The organism is Cyclobacterium xiamenense (assembly GCF_042140265.1).
GTDB classification, from domain to species: domain Bacteria; phylum Bacteroidota; class Bacteroidia; order Cytophagales; family Cyclobacteriaceae; genus Cyclobacterium; species Cyclobacterium xiamenense_A.
The window spans coordinates 4558695-4581594 of sequence record NZ_CP159481.1 but is presented as its reverse complement, the minus strand read 5'-3'; the positions used below and the strand labels follow the sequence as shown (position 1 = coordinate 4581594).

At 47.0% G+C, this 22900-nt stretch carries 18 protein-coding genes; 8 read left to right on the top strand and 10 right to left on the bottom strand.

All coding sequences use genetic code 11. From position 1 onward, the window contains the following. Positions 1–52: 52 nt before the first annotated feature. Positions 53–841, bottom strand: coding sequence for an NIPSNAP family protein (locus tag ABWH99_RS18680; protein WP_375583329.1), 789 nt, complete (start codon positions 839–841; stop codon positions 53–55). 177 nt (positions 842–1018) lie between these two features. Between ABWH99_RS18680 and ABWH99_RS18675 the strand changes: the two genes are divergently transcribed. From ABWH99_RS18675 to ABWH99_RS18665, 3 genes are all read left to right on the top strand, one after another. Continuing rightward, entirely contained in the window at positions 1019–1966 is a 948-nt protein-coding gene (locus ABWH99_RS18675) for a UDP-glucuronic acid decarboxylase family protein (protein ID WP_375583328.1), read from the top strand. A gap of 285 nt (positions 1967–2251) precedes the next feature. Then, positions 2252–2659 (top strand): response regulator transcription factor, encoded by a 408-nt coding sequence (locus ABWH99_RS18670; protein ID WP_375583327.1) that lies wholly within the window; start codon positions 2252–2254, stop codon positions 2657–2659. Then, positions 2652–3851: a sugar transferase gene (locus ABWH99_RS18665; RefSeq protein ID WP_375583326.1), complete on the top strand. Its 1200-nt coding sequence runs from the start codon at positions 2652–2654 to the stop codon at positions 3849–3851. Before ABWH99_RS18670 ends, ABWH99_RS18665 begins: the two co-directional genes overlap by 8 nt. Here the strand turns inward: ABWH99_RS18665 and ABWH99_RS18660 are convergent. Then, entirely contained in the window at positions 3833–5071 is a 1239-nt protein-coding gene (locus tag ABWH99_RS18660) for a glycosyltransferase (protein ID WP_375583325.1), read from the bottom strand. The two genes, ABWH99_RS18665 and ABWH99_RS18660, sit on opposite strands and share 19 nt — an antisense overlap. A gap of 90 nt (positions 5072–5161) precedes the next feature. Here ABWH99_RS18660 and ABWH99_RS18655 point away from each other — a divergent pair, with 90 nt between their 5' ends. Next, a complete protein-coding gene (locus ABWH99_RS18655; RefSeq protein WP_375583324.1) occupies positions 5162–6391 on the top strand; it encodes a glycosyltransferase in 1230 nt (409 codons plus the stop codon). Between the two features lie 17 nt (positions 6392–6408). On the opposite strand, the gene ABWH99_RS18650 is transcribed toward ABWH99_RS18655, so the two are convergent. Genes ABWH99_RS18650 through ABWH99_RS18625 form a run of 6 tightly spaced genes read right to left on the bottom strand, consistent with a single transcriptional unit; the run spans position 6409 to position 14107 of the window. After that, on the bottom strand, positions 6409–7740 hold the full coding sequence (locus ABWH99_RS18650; RefSeq protein ID WP_375583323.1) for an oligosaccharide flippase family protein: 1332 nt from the start codon (positions 7738–7740) through the stop codon (positions 6409–6411). Next, on the bottom strand, positions 7737–8870 hold the full coding sequence (locus ABWH99_RS18645) for a glycosyltransferase family 4 protein (RefSeq protein ID WP_375583322.1): 1134 nt from the start codon (positions 8868–8870) through the stop codon (positions 7737–7739). The genes ABWH99_RS18650 and ABWH99_RS18645 overlap by 4 nt, the downstream gene beginning before the upstream one ends. Then, positions 8854–9777, bottom strand: a complete 924-nt coding sequence (locus tag ABWH99_RS18640; RefSeq protein ID WP_375583321.1) for a glycosyltransferase family 2 protein — start codon at positions 9775–9777, stop codon at positions 8854–8856. The genes ABWH99_RS18645 and ABWH99_RS18640 overlap by 17 nt, the downstream gene beginning before the upstream one ends. Continuing rightward, positions 9770–11197 (bottom strand): O-antigen ligase family protein, encoded by a 1428-nt coding sequence (locus tag ABWH99_RS18635; protein ID WP_375583320.1) that lies wholly within the window; start codon positions 11195–11197, stop codon positions 9770–9772. The genes ABWH99_RS18640 and ABWH99_RS18635 overlap by 8 nt, the downstream gene beginning before the upstream one ends. Before the next feature lie 5 nt (positions 11198–11202). Then, positions 11203–13341 (bottom strand): GumC family protein, encoded by a 2139-nt coding sequence (locus tag ABWH99_RS18630; RefSeq protein ID WP_375583319.1) that lies wholly within the window; start codon positions 13339–13341, stop codon positions 11203–11205. Then, a complete protein-coding gene (locus ABWH99_RS18625) occupies positions 13331–14107 on the bottom strand; it encodes a TolC family protein (RefSeq protein WP_375583318.1) in 777 nt (258 codons plus the stop codon). Before ABWH99_RS18625 ends, ABWH99_RS18630 begins: the two co-directional genes overlap by 11 nt. Positions 14108–14260: 153 nt before the next feature. Between ABWH99_RS18625 and ABWH99_RS18620 the strand changes: the two genes are divergently transcribed. Both ABWH99_RS18620 and ABWH99_RS18615 read left to right on the top strand, forming a co-directional pair. Continuing rightward, positions 14261–14935 (top strand): acyltransferase, encoded by a 675-nt coding sequence (locus tag ABWH99_RS18620; protein ID WP_375583317.1) that lies wholly within the window; start codon positions 14261–14263, stop codon positions 14933–14935. 33 nt (positions 14936–14968) lie between these two features. Beyond that, on the top strand, positions 14969–15667 hold the full coding sequence (locus tag ABWH99_RS18615; protein ID WP_375583316.1) for a LytR/AlgR family response regulator transcription factor: 699 nt from the start codon (positions 14969–14971) through the stop codon (positions 15665–15667). Between the two features lie 62 nt (positions 15668–15729). Here ABWH99_RS18615 and ABWH99_RS18610 read toward each other — a convergent pair whose 3' ends face one another. Continuing rightward, entirely contained in the window at positions 15730–19857 is a 4128-nt protein-coding gene (locus ABWH99_RS18610; RefSeq protein ID WP_375583315.1) for a response regulator, read from the bottom strand. A 209-nt stretch (positions 19858–20066) separates the two neighbouring features. Here ABWH99_RS18610 and ABWH99_RS18605 point away from each other — a divergent pair, with 209 nt between their 5' ends. Beyond that, on the top strand, positions 20067–21236 hold the full coding sequence (locus ABWH99_RS18605) for a glycosyltransferase family 2 protein (RefSeq protein WP_375583314.1): 1170 nt from the start codon (positions 20067–20069) through the stop codon (positions 21234–21236). A gap of 510 nt (positions 21237–21746) precedes the next feature. Here the strand turns inward: ABWH99_RS18605 and ABWH99_RS18600 are convergent. Continuing rightward, the gene (locus ABWH99_RS18600; RefSeq protein WP_375583313.1) at positions 21747–22004 is read right to left on the bottom strand and encodes a hypothetical protein; all 258 of its coding nucleotides are present in this window, start codon (positions 22002–22004) and stop codon (positions 21747–21749) included. A 108-nt stretch (positions 22005–22112) separates the two neighbouring features. Between ABWH99_RS18600 and ABWH99_RS18595 the strand changes: the two genes are divergently transcribed. Continuing rightward, entirely contained in the window at positions 22113–22898 is a 786-nt protein-coding gene (locus ABWH99_RS18595) for a cupin domain-containing protein (protein WP_375583312.1), read from the top strand. The last annotated feature ends 2 nt before the right edge of the window (positions 22899–22900 follow it).

Genomic DNA, 22900 nt, shown 5'->3' with positions numbered 1-22900 from the left:
GCTGCCCCGATAGGGGACAGCATGCTGAGTAGTTCGTATACCTGAATCGGGACTAAAAATCGGAATAGTCGGTCGGGCGAAGGAGACGTGTATCGTTTTTTGATACCGTATTGCGGTACTCTTCCAGGTCCTTCATGGCAATCCAGTCCGGATCCACACGAAAAGCATCCCAGTGGGCGTCACGGTCTGCTCTGTTTTCAAAGGTCGTCATGTAGACAAGGTTGGGCATGTTTGCTCCCGCCAACGTTTCGGCGTAGAAAACCGGATTAAAGTTCAATTTGTCAAAAATATCGATCTCGCCGCTGTTGAACATTTTTACTTTTTGTCGGTACAGACGTTCCGTAGCACCTTCGTAACTTCTCAATTCATAGACACGCTCCGATTTTGGCCCACTCAGGTTCGGTGTGGCCATCCGCGGACTTCCAGTAAATGCTTGTAACAAAGAAGTCTCCAGCCGAACGAAAGGTGCTTGATCATGGGCAGCATAGATATAGCTTTTTCCAGCGGTCTGGTAGGCTTGGTCTTTGTCCAACTTCCCCTGAAATTGGAAATACTCCTTGGAATTCCGGAAGGGCAACAGCACGTAGATTTTTTTACCTGCCTCCGCTTCGATAGGTTTAAAAACGCCTACATTGGACACGCCGGCTCGATGAGCGGCGGGGATAAATGCCGATTCCAAATAGTCATCCACCATCTTTTCCTGAGCTTCCGTTTCCAGGTGGTAAATTTTCAATTCGTACAGATCCCTTTTTCCATCCTGGGCCTGGGATTCGGTAAAAGCTGCGAGAAAAGCCAAAATCAAAAAACTACCTCCGAGCAGTAGTGAATAATCTTTAAACATGTTAGTTTGCGTTTAATGTGTAGTTACCGGAACAAAAGTTCCATTTAAGTTGCTAAAATAGATAAAATCGAACTACTTTTAAAAATAAATTATAGCAATGGAAATTTTCTTATTATTTTTGGTTTACCTTTTGTGATTATTGTTAGGTTTTATTCTTTATTAGTTAATTTTAAAAACATGAAGCGGATTTTAGTAACGGGAGGGGCTGGTTTTTTGGGCAGCCACCTTTGCGACAGACTTTTAAGCGAAGGAAATGAGGTAGTATGTGCCGACAATCTTTTTACCGGACGAAGAAAAAACATTCATCATTTGCTCGACAATAAGAATTTTGAATTTCTTAGGCACGATGTCACACTTCCCTTGTACGTGGAGGTGGACGAAATTTATAATCTCGCATGTCCGGCAAGCCCGGTGCATTACCAGTTTGACCCGGTGCAGACTACCAAAACCAGTGTGATCGGTGCAATCAATATGTTGGGATTGGCCAAGCGCTTGAAAATAAAGATCCTCCAGGCAAGTACCAGTGAGGTATATGGGGACCCGGAAATCCATCCCCAGCCCGAGTCCTACAAGGGAAGTGTAAGTGTCACCGGACCCAGGGCCTGCTACGACGAAGGAAAAAGGTGTGCGGAAACCCTGTTTTTTGATTATCATCGGCAACACAAACTGCAGATAAAGGTGATGCGGATATTCAATACGTACGGGCCCCGAATGCATCCTTCGGATGGGCGCGTCGTAAGTAATTTTATTGTTCAGGCCCTGAAAGGCGATGATATCACCATTTTTGGAGATGGAAAGCAAACCAGAAGTTTCGGCTACGTGAGCGATTTGATCGCTGGTATGCATGGTTTGATGAACAGTCCAAGTGACTTTATCGGTCCTGTTAATATCGGAAATCCGGTAGAATTCACCATGCTTGAATTGGCTGAAGCCGTTCTTGAACTTACCGGCTCGAAGAGTAAATTAAAATTTTTACCCCTTCCACAGGATGACCCGATGCAGCGAAAGCCAAACATTGATTTGGCCCGGGAAAAACTGGGATGGGAGCCCAAGGTACAACTCCGGGAGGGCCTGGTGGAGACAATTTCCTATTTTGATCAGGTTTTACGAGAAGGGTCGTACTAAAGACTACGCGGTCTTTTTTGCCAGAGCATTGTTTTCGGATTTCGAAAACAATGCTTTTTTTTTTTTCCTACCGGTTTTGCTACCAAAGGAGCTTTTTCCTTTAGAGACGAAATTTAGTTGTTCAAATAATAAATTTTGTATTTTGTGTCAATTCAGAATAATTATTATTTTTTTTTAAATTTGAATTTATTTTTTAAGAAAAATAATGTGTAAAACCTTTTTTTATTTGTTCGGTGCTGGCTATATTTAACCGGTAAAATACGTCACCTAATCCTACATGCACTCATGAAAAGCAGGTACAAAATTTTTGCTATCGATGATGAGCCTTCCGTTTTGCTAATCATTCAACACTACTTCAAAGGTAAGTTTGAAGTCAATGTATTTAATAAGCCTGCCGATGCCGTTGCAACCATGCACGAAGGTAATCTGCCGGATATTATTATTTGTGACCTTAACATGCCAGAAATCAGTGGAACCGAGTTTGTGGAATTGATTCGCTCCAGCGGATTCTTCTCGGCTATTCCGCTAATCGTTCTTTCTGCGACCGACTCTTCCGAAAAGAAGATCGACATCCTCAATCTCGGCGCGGACGATTTTATGGTGAAGCCATTTAATCCAAAGGAGCTGGAGGCTAGAATTAATTCTATCTTGAGGAGGACCGGTAAACCTTCATTTCAGACGCTGAATGGATAAGTCTATCGGTAAAATTGCGTTGATTTCTGAAAATCAACAACTTGTTCAGGAAATTGCCGAAGCGGTGGAAGGTGTTTTCGAAATGAACACCTTTACTAACGGGATTACCTTTTATAATCACCTTTCCAAGTTGAAGGGTGATGATTTTATGGTGTTGAGCGATTCTTCCTTGCTGGGTGTTCATGGACTTCCGCTGAAGCAAACCATGGAGAAATTGGGTTTTGGTCACCTGCCATTTTTTTTATTGGTGGATCAGGCAAGTCGCGAAGAGATTCAGCAGGCCATTCAGCAGGGTGTTTCTGATTTTATCATGAAACCCATTGACCCGAAAAAGTTGGTCACCCGCCTGGAGTTTCAGGTTCACCATCCCATCGGAAAAACCAAGGATTCCGAGATCGTACCGGTCAAAGAATACACGATGCCGCTAATCAAGCGGTTGTTCGATGTCGTGGTATCCGGGCTCATTTTGATCGGATTGTCTCCATTGTTTTTGGTTGTGGCCATTTTGATCAAACTGGAATCTCGAGGACCGGTTTTTTACTACTCTTACCGGGTAGGGACGGGGTATACGATATTTAAGTTTTACAAATTCCGGTCCATGGATCCGGATGCCGACGCCAAGTTGCAGCAGTTAAAACACCTGAATCAATACCAAAAAGCGGAGGACGCGCCGCAGGAGGAAGTCCAGGCCACTTCTTTTACCGAAGTTAAGGAATTGTGTGAATTTTGTGAACAAGCGGGTGGTGGTTGTCTGCAGCCCATGTACGACGACAATAAAATGGTTTGCGAAAAAATTCTATTGGCAAAAAAAGCGGGTAACCAGGAAGCTGCATTCATTAAAATCAAAGACGATCCCAGGGTTACCCGTATCGGCAAGTTTATCCGGAATACCAGCATTGACGAATTGCCGCAACTGTGGAATGTTTTGCGAGGAGACATGTCGCTAGTAGGCAATCGCCCACTGCCTCTTTACGAAGCCGAAAAGATTACCACGGACAAGTATTCTCTCCGTTTTCTAGGACCTGCGGGGATTACGGGTCTGTGGCAGGTAGAAAAAAGAGGGAGAGGAGAGATGTCCGAAGAAGAACGGTTGAGTCTGGATAACGACTACGTAAAGAATTTTTCCATTTGGTTTGATCTCACGATACTATTGCGCACCGTTCCGGCTTTGTTTCAAAGCGAAAACGTCTGATTTATCAGTTTCCAGAATAAGGATACACGTCCTTCCCAGGTATTGGCGGCAGCTTCCTGATACCGCTTGGCCGCCTTCTCCGGAAGGTCTTGCGCAAGTTCTTCGTCAATGGCCTGGACAAAGGATTGCTTATCTGCTTCCAATCGGATGTGGGGGTGAAACGACCGGATGTCTTCCGAGAAAGGCGTTGCAACAACGGGCTTTCCGGAGGCCAGGTACTCGTTGATTTTTAATGGATAGATACTTTTGGTTACCTTATTGCACAAAAATGGTAGTACCAACAGATCAAAATGAGCTAAATAAGCCGGCAACTGTTCAATTTTCTTTGGTCCGGTAAAATGCAAATTAGGAAGGGCATCCAGGTCAATGTCCGTGTGCCCCCAGTGGTTTCGAGGTCCCACCATCACCAAGGTTTTTTCTGGGTTTTTCTCGCAGATTTCTTGTATGATTTCGTAGTCGATCCGATGGCAGATATTACCGGTATAGCCTATGATAGGCCGGGGTAGCCCGTCTAACTCCCGCGGAAGTGGTAAATCGGCTTCGTAGGCCGCCTTAAACAGATTAAAATCAGCTGCATTGGGGAAATAGGCAACCTTATTTCCGGACAGTTCTTCCAGCTCTTTCTTTAAGAGACGGGAAGTAGCCAGGCTAAGGTCAGCTTCTTGAATCGCGTCGATTTCCAGGTAAGACCCATGCTTTCGCAGATAAGGCTCAAGCGCTCGGATATTGTCCCTGGACTGATAGATAAAGGCCTTTGGGGAAAACCCGGTAGGAAGACTGCTTAGGTAGAGCGGGTTGAAGGAATTGAAAAAAATGAAATCCGACCACCCAAGATGCCGTAGTCCCTTCGTTATTTGCCGACTCAGGCGCCGGTCGTTCCAGCCTGCCAATTTCCGGTACAGCCAGCCCGGAGGCAACCAATTTATCGGAAGCATGAGCGGTGGCGTGAGGGCATACAAGTTGGGGCCGTAATCGGTAAGTGGTTTCAGGCAATTTTCCCCAAACAGCAGGGCACGTTTTCTTGCCTTTACGCTTGGTTTTTTTCGTTCCCGGAAAAAATCCAGTAACGTGAAGGGGTAGTCAACATAGATCACTACCTGGTCCTTGGCGAAAGTTTTTGCCAGGGACCAGGAAGCCGATGAAAAATCACCGTCCCATCGGGACATACTGGTCATGACCAGGGGCAGCTGTTTGAATTTGGAGAGAGAAAAATTGCTCATAAAAATCGAATTTTTTATCGACACAAGTTGTCGAATTCTATTCAAGAAATTGTAAATTTAGGATAAAAATAATCATAAATTTTTGGAGCTTTGATCGTATTTGAAATTATTGCCTGGCTTTGCTGTTTTTACCTTGTTTTTCCCTTCTTGAGTGGTTTTTTTGCGGTTTTGGGAAGGAAGGAATCCCTAGAGGAAAAACCTTTTTATGCGGACTTCGCGTGCATCATCACTGTCTACAAAGAAAAGGACATTGCCTGGCCGCTGGTCCGGGCCTTGTTGAAGCAAGAACACCCGAATTTCAGGATATACCTGGTAGCAGATGGAATCGAGGAAGCATTTGAGGCAAAAGTGCTGGACGAACGACTTTCGATTTTCCAGCCCCGTTCGTTTTTAAATAGTAAAGTCGCGTCGATTGCGATGGCATTGGAAAAGATGGCAACCCGTCATACGCATGTAGTTATTTTTGACCCGGATAACCTGGTGCCCCCCCATTTTCTACGGGTCATTGACCGTTACCATGCCAATGGCTTTCAGGCGGTGCAGGGCAAGCGCATTGCTAAAAACACGGAGGGAACCTATGCGGCGCTGGATGCACTTGGTGAATATTATTACGATTTTGCCGTGCGGAACGTACCCTACCTGCTGGGATCTTCCTCTACCATTGCCGGGTCCGGTATGTCGCTGGAGATTGATTTGTACCGGAAAAATATTGCGGGAGAAATGCAGGTTTTGCAAGAAAAAGGAGTGGTCGTTGCCGAGGATAAGTCCTTGCAGTTACAGCTGGTGGGACAGGGTGTTCGGATTGCCTATGCCGGTGCAGCCGTCCTGTTTGACGAGAAAATTACCGCCGCAGCCCAAATCGGCAGGCAGCGTGGTAGGTGGCTCAACAGCTTTTTCGGTCAATTACCCGCTTCCCTTCGCCTTTTGGCCAAGGGCCTGACGCAGCTGGATTGGAACCGCATCTATTTTGCGCTGATGGTGGCCATGCCTCCCATGGTGATGCTTATAGGAATAAGCGGAATGGTGGCGCTGATAGCCTTATTCGTGAATGTCGGCTACTTCTTCTTGATGGTTGGCTGCCTATTCGTGTTTGGGTTGGGTTTTTTAACGCTGCTGACCTTTAATCACACGCCTTCTGAAGTACTCCGAGCCATACCGAAAATTCCACTTTTCGTTTGGGGGCAACTCTCCGGCATGCTCCACATACGCAAGGCCAACAAGGATTTTATGGCCACCAGCCATCAGGAGATAAGCGAAATCGAGCCACTTTGGGCCAAACGGAAAGTGGAATTCAGACACCTGGAAAATTGGTGGAAATGAATCCTGCCTTTCTGGGATTAGCGTCTTGCCAGTTTTTCCCGGACAGAGCTTACCATGCTGGGGTACATGCGAAAGGCCTGCACCAGGCACTGAAAAAAGCGGATGGGCAGGTATTTTCTCAGGATCAGGTGCTTGATAAACGCTGTGCAGAAAACCGCGGCGACCAAGCCATATGCTGCGCCGGATAATCCAACCCAGCGTATAAACAGCCAGCTCAATCCCGCCCCGTATACGAAGGTACCGAAGACCATGAGCATGTTGACAAAGGGTTTGCCAATTGCGTCCAAGAACACACCCGATTGGCGATCAAACGGTCTGATTAAGGCTAAAAATGCCATAATTCGCAGGAAAGGAACGGCATCCAAATACGCTTCTCCGGCAACGAATAAGACAATATAATGTGCGAATAGAAGGCAGAACAGCCAAAAAGGGCCGGTCAGGCTTAACATCATTCCCAATGTTTTTTCGTAGAGAATCCCCAGACTGTCTGTTTTTTTTGCGTCATGGGCTTCCGCGGCCTTGGGATAGCTGATAGAGGCAATGGAGTTTACCGGTATTTCCACCACATTCATCACCCGCCCGGCTGTATTGGCCAGGGCTACCTGTACGGGCGACAGCAAGGCGCCGAGTAGAAATTTATCCAGTCCATTGGTAAGCATGGAAATCAGGTTGGTACCAAAGACATATTTCCCAAAATGAAAGACCTTTGAAAGCCAATAGTTTTTCACCTGCCACTGAATCCGAAAATACTTCCGCACCTGGTAAGCCGACATCAGGGTGGCCAAGGCAAATGCCGCGTTTTGGTACCAGGCAAGCGCAAAGAGCGTCAGTTCCATTTCCAGCAGGTAGCTTAGGGCGATGATCAGAAAAAAGGGGAGGCTCTTGCTAATGCCAGCGAAGAAATACGCTTTGAAGTCGTATCGCGCTTGCATTAATACCAAATTGTGGGTATGAAAAACCAATACAGGTAAAACCCAGGCGTAAATTAGTAGAATTTCTGCCAACTTTGGCGCATTGAAGAGGCTGGCAAGGGGAGAAGCCCCCAGTACTAGCAGCAGGGCAAGCAAAAGGGTTAACAGGAAATTCAGTAGAAGCGCGGCGGTTTGAATTTTCCGTTGGACCAACAAATTTTTACCTACGATAAATTTAATCATTCCATTCTGAATAAAGCCGTTGCGCGCCATATCCAGAATAGCAGTGATGGTGATCAGCAACACCCATACGCCAAAATCCTCGGGTGAGAAAATCCGCACCAGCAACATGAAGCCCACAAAGCCCAGAAGAAAATCCACTCCGCGGTGCATCATGGTAAAAAAACCACTCGTTAGCCAGTATTTCTTATCGCTCATGTGTTGCGAACGAGTTGTTTGTAGCAGTCCAGTGTAAGGCGGGCGCCTTTTTTGTAATCGAAAAGGGGTGGGCGTCGATAGCCTTTTTCGATGCATTCCGCGCGGGCGTCCGGGTGGGTGAGCAGGTATTCGATTCCTTCGCTAAGGCTGAGCGGATCGGTGGGATCGATGAGCATGGCAGCATCGCCTGCTACTTCGGGCATGGAGGAAGTAGTAGAGGTAATGACCGGGCATCCGCAGGCCATTGCTTCCAAAATCGGAAGCCCAAAACTCTCGCGAAGCGAGGGGTAAAGAAATAGAACGGCCTGGCTGTAAATTGCGGGAAGGTCTTCGTTTGGGATATATCCTGTGAGGTGGATCTTGGCGAGCAATTGGGGGGAACCAATTTCGGAAAGCATGGATTGCAGTATTTCTTTTCCGATATCGGGCATGACCAGGTCCGGGAAAGGCACTTTTCGGGATTCCAGGAGAGCCAATCCTTTCAGTACACCTCGCAGATTTTTTTTGGGATCGGTATTGCCCAAAAACAGGATGAAAGTTTCGGGAAGCGCGTATTTTTTTCGAACCGCTTGCTGCCTTTCGATCGATTCTTTTTGAAAATGACCGGCCACCCCGTTATAGACCACCTGTACATCGGAGTTGTTCATCCGAAAGTGTCGGGCGATGCGCTCTTGTTCGAAGGCGGAAACGGTAAAAATAGCGACGGCCTTTTTGACCACCCTCGGTACGTTCCACCGGCGGTATAAATTGCCGAACCGTTGGTACAGCGATCCCTCTTTCAAGTTGATTTTTTCCAGGTAGATGATATCGTGGAGGGTAATTACCAACGGGGCCTGGCAATTTACAGGAGCGGTATTGCTGGTGCAATGGAGCAGGTCAAGTTGGTATGAACTCACCGCTTTTGCCAAATGGTATTGTTCCCAGACCGGGTAAGGGCTGGGAGGTAGCGGAACAATGGTAAAGTTTTCCGTTGGGCTCAAGGGGGAAGTATCCTCCATTTCGTTGACAAAGATGAAATACCGGTTTTCCCGGTCCATTTCCTGCAGGTTTCGGATAAGCGCCAGGGCCACCATGTCCATACCGTGTCGTTTTTTACGAAAAATGCGCTGCGCTTCAATTCCGATTCTCATGGTGGATTAGGGTTAGATTTTCTTGAATGTTTTGCATAAAAAGTCCCGCCACAGAACCATTGAGGTAGGTTTTGGCATGTGCCCACTCGCCTTGGGTCAGGTGCACCAGGATATTTTTGGGTAAGGCTACGGCAAAGTAGTAGGCGGCGGTAAAGAAAAACAGGGGCCAGGTCACATTTCTGCGCAAAAATAGCCAGCGGTTTCTGCTCATGTAATAGGTCTTCAGCAGAGAGTTTTTCCCCACACTCATGGACTCTTTGTGCAATACATGGCTTCCCGGCTCGTACCACAGGGTGTAGCCTGCATCTTTGATGCGTTCGCAGTAGTCCATTTCCTCGTAATACAGAAAGTAGAGTTCGGCCATCATGCCAATTTCACGCACCACGGACCTGGGAATAAACATGGCGGCGCCATGTGCCAGTTGGGTGGGTTCGGCCCGCTGGTACTGGCCGCGATCCTTTTCCAGGTATCCCTTTCCTTTTCCCCTTCCGGTGATGGGGTTAATCGCAGAAAACCCTGCGTATTGGATCGTATCGGGTTGGTCGTAGTATAAAATCTTGGGGCAAATAAGACCTGCTTTTGGACTGGTGTTTGCTCGTTCGAACAACACGTCCAGGATGTCTTCGGCGACCTCGGTATCGTTGTTTATCAGAAAGAAATACTCCCCTTTTGCAACTTCCATGCCCCGGTTGTTTCCGCCCGCAAACCCCTCATTTTCGGGGTTCCGAACCAGAACGGTATTCGGGTAGCGTTCGGTAATGAGCCCCGGGTCTTCGCTGGATGCATTGTCTACTACAATGATTTCAACATTCGGATAGCGGACCTTCTGAAAGGAGGCTAAAAAATCCAGGGTATGGCTCAATCCGTTGTAATTGATCGTGATGACAGAGATCAGTGGCTTATCCATGATTATCCAATTTGGTGGCGTTTGGTTCGAGTTTTGGTGCCAGGTACAGGTAGGCCCAGGACATGTACAGAATGATTCCCGTAGGCATTTGCCCCAAAAGGGGGTTTCCAAGCGAAGCGGCTGCAATTCCCACATAACCGGAGAAAAGGGCTAGTAATTTTTGCCGCAGACGGGGATCTTTTACCTGCCATATGCGCAAAAGGCCCATCAATCCAATAAAGGCGAGAATACCAATGTGCAGGTACAGCCCGACAATTCCCATCTCTGCCCAGATCTTAATAAACCAGCTATCGTTGGGTGTTTCTGCCAGGAAGGTTCCGGGACTAAAGCGCTGTCCCCAAAATCCGGAAGTGCCGATACCTCCGCCAAAGGGGCGGTTTTTTAAGTATGCGGAGAATTTTGCTTTGTTTTCCAACCTTACGTTGAGCGAGGCATCGTTGGGATCAAGTGCGGAACGAAGCCGCCGGATCTGGTAATTTTCATTGCCGATGCTGGTGAATTTCAGGAAAATAAAGACCAGACTAAGCGCTCCTAGTCCAATGGCCATTAATTTAAAATTTTTCGATGCGAAGAGGTAAGCCAAAGAACCTGCTACTGGCACCATTAGCGCTCCGCGGGTACCGCTCATGATCATCAGATAGAAAAATAACAGTGCACAGGTGGCAAAAATCAACCGTTGTTTTACCCGGAAGGGTCCCAGTGCCAACACCAGTGCGATCATGGCCGAGTGAGCGATCCCTGCGCCGAACTGCCCCGCATCTGAAAAGAAGCTGAATACCCGTAGGTTTCCAAACAAGACGTGAGTGGATCGGGATCCCGCGTCCAGCCACCGGTTTTCCGCAAAGTCCAGACCGATGTAATACTGCCGCAATCCCCAAAAAGACGCCAGGATGGACAATGTAAAAATAATTTTAATCATCCGGTTCAGGTCTTTTTCTGTATTGGCATACAGCAAGGTCAGCGGGACAGTCAGGAACATGTAGAGGGCCGTGCCTCGTACCGCATAGACCCAGGCAGTCACGCTTCTGGCCTCGGGATTAAAAATCTCCGCTACGTTGTAGGCCATCCACAGCAAGGTCACTGCCATTAATGGATTTTTCAATCGATTAAAATCGGTTTTTATCCGGTTATGAAATATTGCGCTGAGGATTACAAGGACCAGGGCAAAATCGACGGTCAGCCCAAGCGGCAGGTTGGGAATGTACCTGGCTGCCCCGATGGAGACAAATGCAAGGACCAACGCGGTATACAAGGCGTGATTGGGATTCCATAGTATAAATATGCCGATACCCACACCTATTGGCAGCGCAAAAAGTGTGGCGATCCCGATCAACTCCGCCTGAACGATCCATAGGCTGATCAGCAAGGATAGAAGTATCGCAACAATGGGGAAAGCGAGCTGGGTTCGGGCGTACTCCATGTCCTTCAGGAAAGGTATTTTTTGACTTTTGCACGCAAAAAGGACCGGTTTCGCGGGATCTCTCCATTCATGTCCTCCAGTTCATCCGCTTGCAGCCGGTTTAGCCAGACAGTATGGGGTATTTTTACCATTTCTTTCAGGCTTTCGTGGAAGCGCTCGTCGGCCGGTTTCCAATTGCGTTGGCCGTCCAGTACCATGACCATCACATTGGCCTGGTTGATCAACTGGTAATTCAATGGCACTTCTTCTATCGGGGGTAATTCCCATAAAATAAACTCTTTCTCGGACTGAGCAATCCGCTCTTCCCAATAGGTGTCCTGTTGGTCGTAAAGGATGGCCTGCTGATCGTAGGAAAGCGTATCGCAGGGCATTTCTTCGGTGTCCCGTGAATGACCCCAGTACACGATGTCTCGGTGTTGCAGGTTCAATTCCTCTACCAGCTTACGGATCAGAAAAGTTTTTCCCTCAGCAGGTTTAAGACTGTAAAAAAGGACGATCTTTTTTCCTTGCCTGGGGAGGTATTTACCCAGATTATTGTACACCTGCTTTCGCAACCGGTTGTACAGGATGTCTTTTTTCACTGCACCACTCAAGCCGGATTCATCGATCCAGGCGCCGGAGACCTTCAGTCCGGTTAGTTTTTCTGCCTCCGGAACAGATTTAATGGTACGGTCGATAAAAAAGGAAAGGATCGCAACGGAAAGCCCTAAAAAACCAGTAGCCAGACTTCCTCCGATAACAAAAATTAACCGTTTTGAAGGAAGCGGCTTTTTAGGATAGTATGGCTCATCGATTAGTCGTTGGGGAGAAGACATTTGCAGATCGTATTTTTGAAGGTAGGCCATGTTTAATCCATGTAGGATGGACAGGTATTGGTCTTCATTCACGCTTACTTCCCGTTCCAGTTTTTTCAATTCGGCACCTAAGGGGGCAAATTCCTGAATTTTTTCCGACAGATACGCTTTTCGGCTTTGCATGACATCCAGTGCTTGCTTTTGCTCTTCAAAAAGAATCTTAAGCCGCAACCATTCTTCCAGGACAGTTTCCCGCTCAATACCTTGCAGTGAATTGCTGTTTCGAAATAGTGCTTTTGAATCCTCGGAGATTTGTTCTTTCAGGGTAGCGATCTCTTCCTGTAATTGCCCGATCCTTGCTTCGGCACTGTTTTGGGCCTGCAAGCCCTGGATTTCCATGTCTCGGGTCACAATTTCATCTTGAAGTTTCGAGATATTTTGAATGATCACTTGTCTTTTGTCAAAGTTTTCAAACATCTGCTGGATTTCATTTAAATTGGATTCCGTTCCCGATAACACCCGTTTGGATCGCTCCTCGTCCTGTTCGTGCTCCAATTTGGCAATATCCAGGTATTTCCCCTGTTCGTAGTAGTTTAGGATCCGGTTTTCTGTCATAAAAGACTTGAGCTTTTCCTCCGCATCCCGCAATTTACCCTGGGCCATGTCCAGTTGGCTTTGGAAATAGGCAATGGAATTGATATTCTCCGTTTGCTTCATGCCCGAATACCGCTCCATGAAAGCCTCAGAAAGTAGCCGTAAGGTGTGGTAGCAAACGCCCGGATCGTCGGTCCGGTAGGCCAGCTCCATCATGTCGCTGGAGAATTTCCTGGCAACACTTAATCGTTGTAAAATTTTCGTGGTCGAATAGTGCCGGTGCTCGCGCAGCAGGTATTCTATCGGTGAATCGGGTACACTGGTGTAATGGGCTTTCACCCGGAGGAGTGTTTCCTTCTCGTCTCCGGGCACCGATAACTCCTGCCAGAGAGCCGGTTGAATGTGCTGCTGAAGGTCCAGAAAGCAATCATTGTGGATTACGGTAGGATCGGGTTCCGGTAGGGATATATGAAGGGCGAGCAGGCGAAGTGAAGCCTCTTCTATCGTCTCCCGTGATTTTACGAGAAGCGTAAGGTTATCAAATAAGTTATTGGAGGTATAGAAATCCATTCGGATGGCACCTCCATCAGTGGCTCCGCGATTACTGGTTGGATTTGTAAATACAATGGTATTGCTTTCGTACTCCCTTGTCATGTTTTGCGTCAGAAAAAATACCGCAATACCTACCAGAATCGGAGGCAATAGAATTCGGAATTTATTCTTCCAAAGAAGACGAAAAAGTTGCTTAAGGCTCATTTTTTTGAACAATTTGCTTCAACGAAACGCCAGTCAATAATTCCAACTTTTGAACGGCGACAAAAAAACTACTCCTTGCATTTTCATATTCGGATTGGGCGATGGTATGTATTTCTGCATTCCTCATGTAGCTGGAGGCATCCAGATTTCCCAAATTAAATTCCATTTCTACCTGTGAAAGGTTGGTTCTTGCCTTTTCCTGCATTTGCATGCGGATCTTCATCAGTCGTTGGGCAAGGATTAGGTTATTGTATTGTTCGATGACCTGATCCGCTATTACCAGTTCCATTTCCCGGGTTTTATAATACGTGGCCTCCATTTCCTTTTTTTGGAGATTGATGCGATCCCCCCGATTCAAGATTTCAGACAATGGGATACTCAGGTTCGCACCGGCCCTGTACCCGTTTGCAATGTTTGACAGGTCGGCTCCCTGTGTTCCCGTCGTAACGATGGCCTGATTGCCATAGCCGTAATCCACGTAACCCCGTAGCAGACTCGTCCAGGATTTTCTGGCAAGTTTTAATCGTGACTCGGCCGACCCGATCAGCGCTTCGTTCAGACGGATGGTTGGATGCTGTGCGATTGCCATATCAATCAGGCTGTCCAACGGAGGTAATTGTTCCTCCAGGGATAGGTTCAGATCGATGTCCTCATAATAGGTTGTGGCCTGCTGGGCACGTAAGCTATCGAGGGAAATAGAAAATCCCAAAAAGTAAATCAGGCCAAGGAAAAGTAACCATGAAGGGTTTTTTAACATGAATTTCATTTATTTATATATCAATGACAAAAATCGAATTATGTAAAATAAATTTCTGTTTTTGACTTAATTTTAAAATAAAAGTAACAAAATTTTTAATTTATCCTTTTTTTTTGAATTTAAATTTTCACCCCATATATTCATTAATTATTTAGAAGAACCATGATTCAGCAGCAATTAGCGGAGAGATTATCCCGAAAAAGCGAAGCGATTTACGGTAGGGAAGCACATTCCACAGGCGAGAAATTAGGCCTTTACCTGGCGTTTTTTAGCGAACTGGTACAGGGTGTTTTTCGGATTATTAATGCAAAATACCGCCTGAGGAAATGTGTTGCGGTGGGTAAGCTGGTGACGGTCCGGGGTAACCTCCGGGTGGAAGGGTTGGGAGAAATCCGAATCGGTGATCGTTGCACCCTATGGTCTCATATGGGAATCACTCAGTTGTATGCCGACAGGGGCGCGGAATTGGAAATTGGGGAGGGTACCTTTATCAATACCGCCTGTATCATTTCTGCGAGCGAACGAATCTCGATAGGCAAAAACTGTCAGGTTGCCAATCAGGTTATCATCATGGACGGGGATTTTCACGGCGTGGAAAACCGTTCGGAAAAAGGAAAGTCAGGAGCCATTACCATCGAGGATGGCGCATGGCTTGCCACCCGATGCATGGTGTTAAAGGGTGTGCACATTGGCAAGGGTGCGACGGTAGCAGCCGGGTCGGTTGTCACCAAAGATGTACCACCGTATACCCTTGTGGGAGGAGTACCTGCACGGGTGATCAGAAAATTGCCGGTACCCGAGTCAATGCCAGCGATGGAATCGGATTCAAAGTTTTAGTTTTTGAAACCAGTATAAACGTATCCAGATAATATGAATCGTTGTGTAGTTATCGATGACGATGCGGCCAGCATAGCAGTCTTGTCGCATTATATTTCCAAAACAAAGTCGCTGGAACTGGTGGCTACATTTACGGATGCAATTGAGGGATTAAACTTTCTGGTGGAAAAGAAAGGAACGATTGATTTGATTTTTCTGGATATTGAAATGCCCGAAATGAACGGATTTGAGATTCTGAAGCACAGCCAGTACGATGGGGCGCTGATTGTCATTTCGGCCAATCACGAAAACGCCATATCTGCTTTTGAGACCAATGCCTGCTTTTACCTTCCCAAACCCTTTTCGTACACTCAATTTCTAAAGGGGATTGAAAAATTCAAAGAGGCGGAAGTTAGGATTGACCCCAACTCCTACTCCCGGGATTTTATTTTCGTAAAGGACGACCGGCTATACAAGAAAATACTGTTTGCAGACATTAGTTATTGCGAAGGCAAGGGGGACTACATCAGCCTCAAATGCAAAACACAAACCTATACCATCAAATCGACCATTTCAAATTTTTTAGATAAGCTCGCCTCGAATCCGGAATTCGTGCAAGTACACCGTTCTTACGTAATCAACCTTCATTACCTGACGGATTTTGATAGCGATACCGCGGTGGTCGATGGAAAAATCATTCCCATCGGTGCCAAGTACAAGGAGCAATTAAAAAACAGTGTCAATTTTTTGTAGCCATCCGGCATCCGGCTCCTTTTCAGGAACGGCAGGAATTCCGGGCAGGTTTTTGACCGGATCTAATCGGAGTCCACATGCTGTTGGATGAGTTTTGTCACCAGCGCATTCTCTTTAGAAAAATCTTCCAGTAGTTTCGCGATTGTTTCTTCTTCAAATGTTTCTAGCGACTCAATCGTCACTGCAATGGCATACAGCACATCCAGTCCGGCAGTCAGTGCAGAACCCTTTACCTTATGACCCTCGGAGGAAAGTCCTTCCAGGTTTTTTTCGGCAAAGTGTTTCTTTAGAATTTGGTCGGATTGCTTTAATTCGTTGACAGTCAGCTTGAGAACTTCCTTGATTACCGCGGGTTCATTCCCCAGGTACTCGATCACTTTACCTAGATTAAAGTGGGACCGCAATTCGTCTTCAGTAAGGTTTACTTGTTCTGCCAAGGCCGATTCCCCTCCGGGAGCGGGTTCCCGGGCTGGCAGCTTTTTGGCAGGCAGCCATTGCTCAAAAATGTGTCGGATATTTTTTTCCACGATGGGTTTGGCAACAAAATCCACCATTCCGGATGCCAGACACTTTTCCCTTTCCCCTTTGATATTACCTGCGGTAATGGCCACCATAGGAATATCTTTGAGTGCCGGGGATTCCTTGATCCGCTTTGCAGCCTCATGGCCACTGAGAACGGGCATCTGTATGTCCATTAAGATAATATCTGGTTGATGTGCTTCTGCCATTTGCACCGCTAATAGGCCATCTGTTGCCTCCAGAATTTCCGTATCGGGTGACACCTTTAGAATGATGGTTTTTGCCAAAAACATGTTAATGGAGTTGTCCTCGGCGATGAGCACTTTAAAATTATCGCGGAGTGATTTTTCGGCCGAGGGTACTGGGGCGGCGGGTGCCGGTCCCTCATTGCCTGGGTTAAGCTGGGCCAGCGCATCGTACAGGTCTTTGATTTTAATGGGCTTGGCCAATTTGATGCAGATGTCTAATTCCCTGCACCTTTTATGAATGTAGTCGTCGTCGGCCGAACTGTGTAGCAAGACGATGGGTAGACTCGCTTTTTCATCCGAAAAATTCTTTCGTATTTTTTCGGCTGTTTCCAGTCCATCCATATACGGCATGTTCAGGTCCATCAAAACGGTATCGTAGCCTCCATTCGATTCGATTTTTTGCAAGGCATCGAAGCCGTTGGTCGCTTCCTCCATTTGAATGCCTTTTAGAGAAAACATTTCCTTCAAAATTAGTCGGTTGTTTTCGTTGTCATCCACAACCAATACCTTTTTGATAAAATCCGTATCCGATTTTTTGATGAAGTCTCCGTTTTCTGTCGCCAGTTCGATGTCAAAATAAAATTGGCTCCCTTCTCCCAGGGTACTGATTAGTTTCAATTCAGACCCCATCATGGCCAATAGCTTGTTCGAGATGGTAAGCCCCAATCCGGTACCTCCGTATTTTTTGGTGGTGGAGCCATCTTCCTGGGAAAACGCATCAAATATTCTCTTTTGGTTCGTTTCGGAAATACCGATCCCCGTATCACGAACTTCAAACCGAATTAGCTGTTTTCCATTCGCACGGACTTCCAGGGTTTGTACTTTTAGTTCGATTTCCCCTTCTTTGGTGAATTTTACCGCATTGCCAAGCAGGTTGATCAGGATTTGTTTGAGGCGGATATCGTCAATATAGATGAATCGGGGAAGCCCTTTTTCCAGATTGAGCAGCATTTCCACGCCTTTTTTCTGCGCCTGGTACGAGACTACATCGGTGGCCTGGCCCGCCAATTCAAAAACATCGGTTTTGCTGATGTCCAACTCTAGTTTGCCCGCCTCGATTTTTGAAAAATCCAGGATATCGTTAATGATGTTGAGCAGGGTGTTCGCCGACTGGTTAACAATACCTATGTATTGATTTTGAACCTCATTCAGTTCGGTTTTTAGTAGAAGGTCCGTAAAGCCAATGATACCGTTGAGCGGGGTACGGATTTCGTGACTCATATTCGCCAGAAATTCGGACTTCGCCAGACTTGCTTTTTCGGCAAGTTCTTTTGATTCTACCAGGTTACGCTCCAGGATATTGCGGTCAATGGCATTGGAGATGCTGTTTGCAAAGCTTTTGAGCAGGGACAATTCCGCCTGGGACCATTGCCTTTCCAGTTTGCAATCGTCGTACCCGGTAAACCCCCAAAATCCTTCCTCGGTAAAAATCGGAATTGCCAGAATGGACTTGATGTGTTGTTCTTCCAGAAACTCCCGGGTGGACGAAGTCTCCGGCATCTCCGAAATGACGGCCTGGAATACCTCGTTGTTTTCCATGGGTTTGACAAAGTCCCCGAAAATATTGATCGGCACGTCCTGCAGATCCGGGTTGTTTACCTGAGGGTCCACTTCATCGGCACTCCACTCAAACCGTTGAGAGGTGAGGATCGTACCGTCAGGGGATTTGCTATTTTCCCAATAATATACCCGATCCACATCTGCAGCCTTCCCAATAAGCTCCAGACTTCTTGAAATGGCTTCGTTTAGGTTTCGGTTGGAAAGCAGTTCGTCGGTAGCTTTCGAAATGGCTGAAAGCATTTGTTCTTTTTGAATCAGCTGGTTTTCCCGATTTACTGCGTCGTCTATGTCTTGAATCGTTCCAAAAAGGTACAGGCATTTTCCTTCTTCGATGTGTGCTTCGCCAATACTGCGCACCCAAATTTCCTTCCCGGCATCGGTGACGATTTTTAATTTTTCATCCCAGGCTTTACCGTATTCCTTCGCCAGCGAAAAAAGCTCTTCCATGCGTTCCCGATAAAACCCGTCTTTGTAAAACCTGTAGGAGTCCTGCAAATTCGGTTTGTATCCCTCATCTACCTCAAAGATCGCCTTGGTAATGTCGGTCCAGCTCAAAAAATCCTTCTCTACATCGTATTTCCATCCGCCGATTTTTGCCATCATGTGCGTTTGATTCAGCAGCTCTTTGGCATTTTGAATGGTTCGTTCCAGCCGTAGTCGTTCGGTAATGTCGATGGAGTTGCCGATAACGTAGCTCTTGCCTTCATGGTCCTTTTCCAGGGTATTGCTGTAAAGCCAGACTTTCAGCGTTCCGTTCGCCTGACGGGTAGTCATCAGGCCTTGTGCTTTCCCGTCATTTTTTAATTCCTCAAAATAGCTGTCTATATCGGAATGAAAACGGGATGGAATGATGTCCCATAGCTTTTTGGATACCATTTCTTCTACGGTGTACCCCAGAAGACGCGCTCCGTAATTGTTAAAGCTCAAGAAATTACCCTCCAGGTCGTGCGTTAGCATTAATCCCTGACTGTTTTCAAAAAATGAGCGGAACTTTTCCTCGCTGGAAAGCAGCCGCTCTTCCTTGTCTTTCTCTTCGGTAATGTCCCTTCCGATAGCGAAGATCCATTTGTTTTTTAAATCACCCGTTGCCGTCCAGGCGAAGGTTCTGTAGCCTCCCCCATGTGTTTTTAGGCGGTGATTGAAATTGCTGCTTGCCTCACCTTTGATCAACTTGTTGATTTCCACCATGGTTTGATCCACGTCTTTTGGATGGATGTAGTCGGTCATCGGCTTTTCCGAAAGTTCTTCTTCTCCGTACCCCAGCAGGGTCTCAAATGCTGCATTTACCTTGATGAATTTCCCATCAAACCGTATAACGGTAATCAGGTCCTGAGAAAGTGACAGGGCTTTGCTGAGAATGCGGTCTTCGAATATCTCTGTTTTGATACGAATTTGTTCCCAGGTGGCTTTCGACAATAGGCTTAAATTTTCCGCTATCCTTTCGGTATGCTCCCGGGGTTTGCTGTCCATTACCACCAGGTAACCCAAAATCCTCTCACCTGATTCGGGCACCGGTTGAACGGCCAGGTAGCCTATTTCATGATTCTCCCTTAAAAAGTCGCTGGTTTCAAGCTCATTTTTTTTGGATACATCCGGTAGTTCTTCGAATGCGTTGGCGTCTGTTATCCACTGGCAGAAAGGATCACTTGTGGAGATGGCCGAGGATGAAATTTTCTCCGATTTGGACTTAAACCAGAGCCCTTCATTATCGGGAAAAGCTATAAATGCGTGCGCGCATTCGGTAAGTTTTTTGGCTAACAATACAATCCGGTCAAAATTTTCATTGGGAACACCTTTTCCCAGGTAAAAACCGGAAATTTTTTCGGCTTTGTTATTTCCTCTTAAAGAATTACCTTTATTCATGGTGCGAATACTGAAGGTTGGCGGTTAGTACAATTTATAAAGTTACGACGAAAATAATGACAATTGCTCAAAGAAATGAATCGCCGGTTTCAATGAGTAAAAAACGAAAATTTTTGGTTGATTCAGCAATGCTTTCCAATCATTCCACTTATTTTTACAAATTCGATATTTTAATTTAAAAATCAAATCAAGGCGCAAAATTATATCCCATGCTTGATGTATTGTTTTGGATGGCCATTGGCATAGTTTTTTATGCTTTTTTAGGATATGGCCTTGTCTTATTCATTTTGGTTAAGGCAAAAAATGCTTTTTCATCTCCTCGAGACCGTCACGAACCGGAGGAATGGCCTAGGGTGAGTTTGGTGATTCCCTGCTTCAATGAGGCGGATATCATGAAAAGCAAAGCGACGAATTCCCTTTCGCTGGAATACCCGGATTCCAAATGCGAGGTGGTATTTATTACGGATGGGTCTACGGATAATTTTCGTGAGGCCCTGGCCGAGTTTCCCAAGGTAAAAATTCTCCACGAGGACCGAAGGGCTGGCAAGACAGCAGCTGAAAACCGAGCCATGGAGGAAATCGATACCCCCATTGTGGTATTTACCGATGCCAATACCTTGCTGAATAAAATGGCGCTGAAAAATATCGTGCGCCATTTTTCTGACGCGCAGGTGGGATGCGTTTCCGGCGAAAAACGGGTGTTGATAGAAGAAGTCGATTCGGCCAGCTCCGCAGGCGAGGGGATGTATTGGAAATACGAATCCTTTCTGAAAAAACTGGACTCCATGCTTTATTCCGCTGTGGGAGCGGCGGGGGAACTGGTGGCCTTTCGTTCTTCCTTATACCAGCCTTTGCCGGAAGATACCATTCTCGATGATTTCATGCAGTCCATGCTCATTGCGTCGGCGGGGTACCGGATTGTCTACGAGCCCGAGGCGTATGCGATGGAATCAGGCTCCGATTCGACCGGGGAAGAATTGAAACGAAAGATCAGAATAAGCGCAGGTGGCTGGCAATCCATGAAACGGTTAACTTCCAAAATCACACCCTTTAAGCAACCGCTATTGTTTTTTCAGTATTTTTCCCATCGTGTACTCAGATGGACCGTCACGCCTTTTCTACTGGTGTTCATCTTCATTGCCAACCTGTTTTTGTGGGACCAGGGTTGGGTATACCAGGTAGTGATGGTGGGGCAGTTTTTTTTCTACCTTGCTGCTGCGTTGGGCTATGTTCTGGAAAACCGAAAGCTTCGGATAAAGGTACTTTTTGTACCGTATTACTTCTGCCTGATGAATTATGCCGTCATTGCCGGGCTGATTCGGTTTTTAAAGGGTAGCCAAAAAAGTACCTGGGAAAAAGCCAAAAGAAGACAAGCCTGAACCTCGTCGGTACTTGCTGCATTCCGGTTTCTTTAAGGATAGGGCAGGCGGCGCTTTTTGGAGGATTGCCCCTTATCCGGCACCGGACGCTTGTGCGCACCTGCCGATTGCTGTCAGGGAGTCCGAAGTCACAAAGGCTAGAGATAGGGTGGTAGTACCCATTCCTTCAGGTGCAGGATAGTCCATTAACCGTCGGATGCAGACCTTGGATAAAACTAACCCACATTGGCCATTTTCAAGGCCTTCCGCTTTTGGAAAAACGTCCGCCAGCGGGGAAACTACCCGGCCGGGCAGAAAACCGGATTCCGGACATACGGAATCATTTCAGCCTGGAACCGAATGGACAGGACCAAAGGAGGCTTTTTGCTTGCGCATTCGTTCGAGTGCAGGATGTCCCAAGTCTGAGGCAACCGGGGAACCTGCTCAATGCCTGTCGATCCCAATTTTGGCACAGGGTGTCAGCCATATTGCCGCTACCAGGATGACCCCTGGCGTTGACAAATTGGATTTTTAATTAGGATACCTTCGGATCGACCGGCAAATCGGTAGCCAAAACGGTCGGAAACGGGTAGCCTGCTCGTGTACGTCAAACAGTGGACCGACCTCTCCAGACCTGCTATCCCGGAGCGTAGTTCCTTTTTTGGCAAAAGGCGGAAATGCGAGCCAGGTAGCCACCGCATTTGATACCGGACCGGGAGCCTGGTATTCAGGCAACGCCGTGAGGATGGCGGCGACTCTCCGTGCAGGATCGCAACGAAATCTTTTCACAGGGTTTACTTGAATGGGCGCGCGTTTTTATCGGGCCGTTGCGGGTATTAAATTGTTTTGCTAAAAAAATTACCCTATTTTCACCCCAATATAAACCCAACTACCAACATGAAAATCCTACTATCGCTTGCCTTGCTACTGGTATTCGGCCATGCACAGGCCCAACAGGAAAAACCACACCCTTCGGCGGCATTTGAGTTTAAGATGCTACCCACGGCAGCACACGAGCGTGGGGAAGAAAGAAGGTTAATGGATTGGCCCACGAAAACGCTGGAAAATTTCCGCGTGGCGCACCGGGTACTTACCAAAAGGGATCCGCTGTTAGTGAAAGAAGACCGTGAAATGTTGGTTTTGGTCACCGCCGGTGGCCTTAGATTTCAGACGGGGGAGACGGTCGAGACCCTTGGCGAGCGAAGTGTCGCATGGCTGCCCCGGGGGGCGGAGGTCCTGCTATCCCCGCAGAATTCCCAGGTTTCCCTGTATTTGATCGCGTGGGATGTATACCCGGCTTCCGGGGAAACCAATGTTGAGGGTTGGAAGCCCAGGATTTTTCACTATGCCTCAATGGACTATCAGGAAACGAGCAAAGGGGGCAGGCGTTCGGTGATGCGAGCCGCCACCGAAACCCTTCAGGAGTTGGAGATGCACATCACCACTTTAAAGGAGGGTGAAAAAAGTCACGATCCTCACGTGCATGCCGACGAAGAGATTATACTCGTTTTACAAGGAGAGGTAAGCGAACACATCAACGGTACGGAGTACCGGCTAGGGGAGGAGTCGCTGGTGTTTTTATCCGCTATGGATCCCCACGGCATCCGCAACGTGGGAACAGGGGAATGCGAGTATTACGCCATTCGGTGGATTACAGCCAAAACCGGAAGTGGACAATTTTGAGG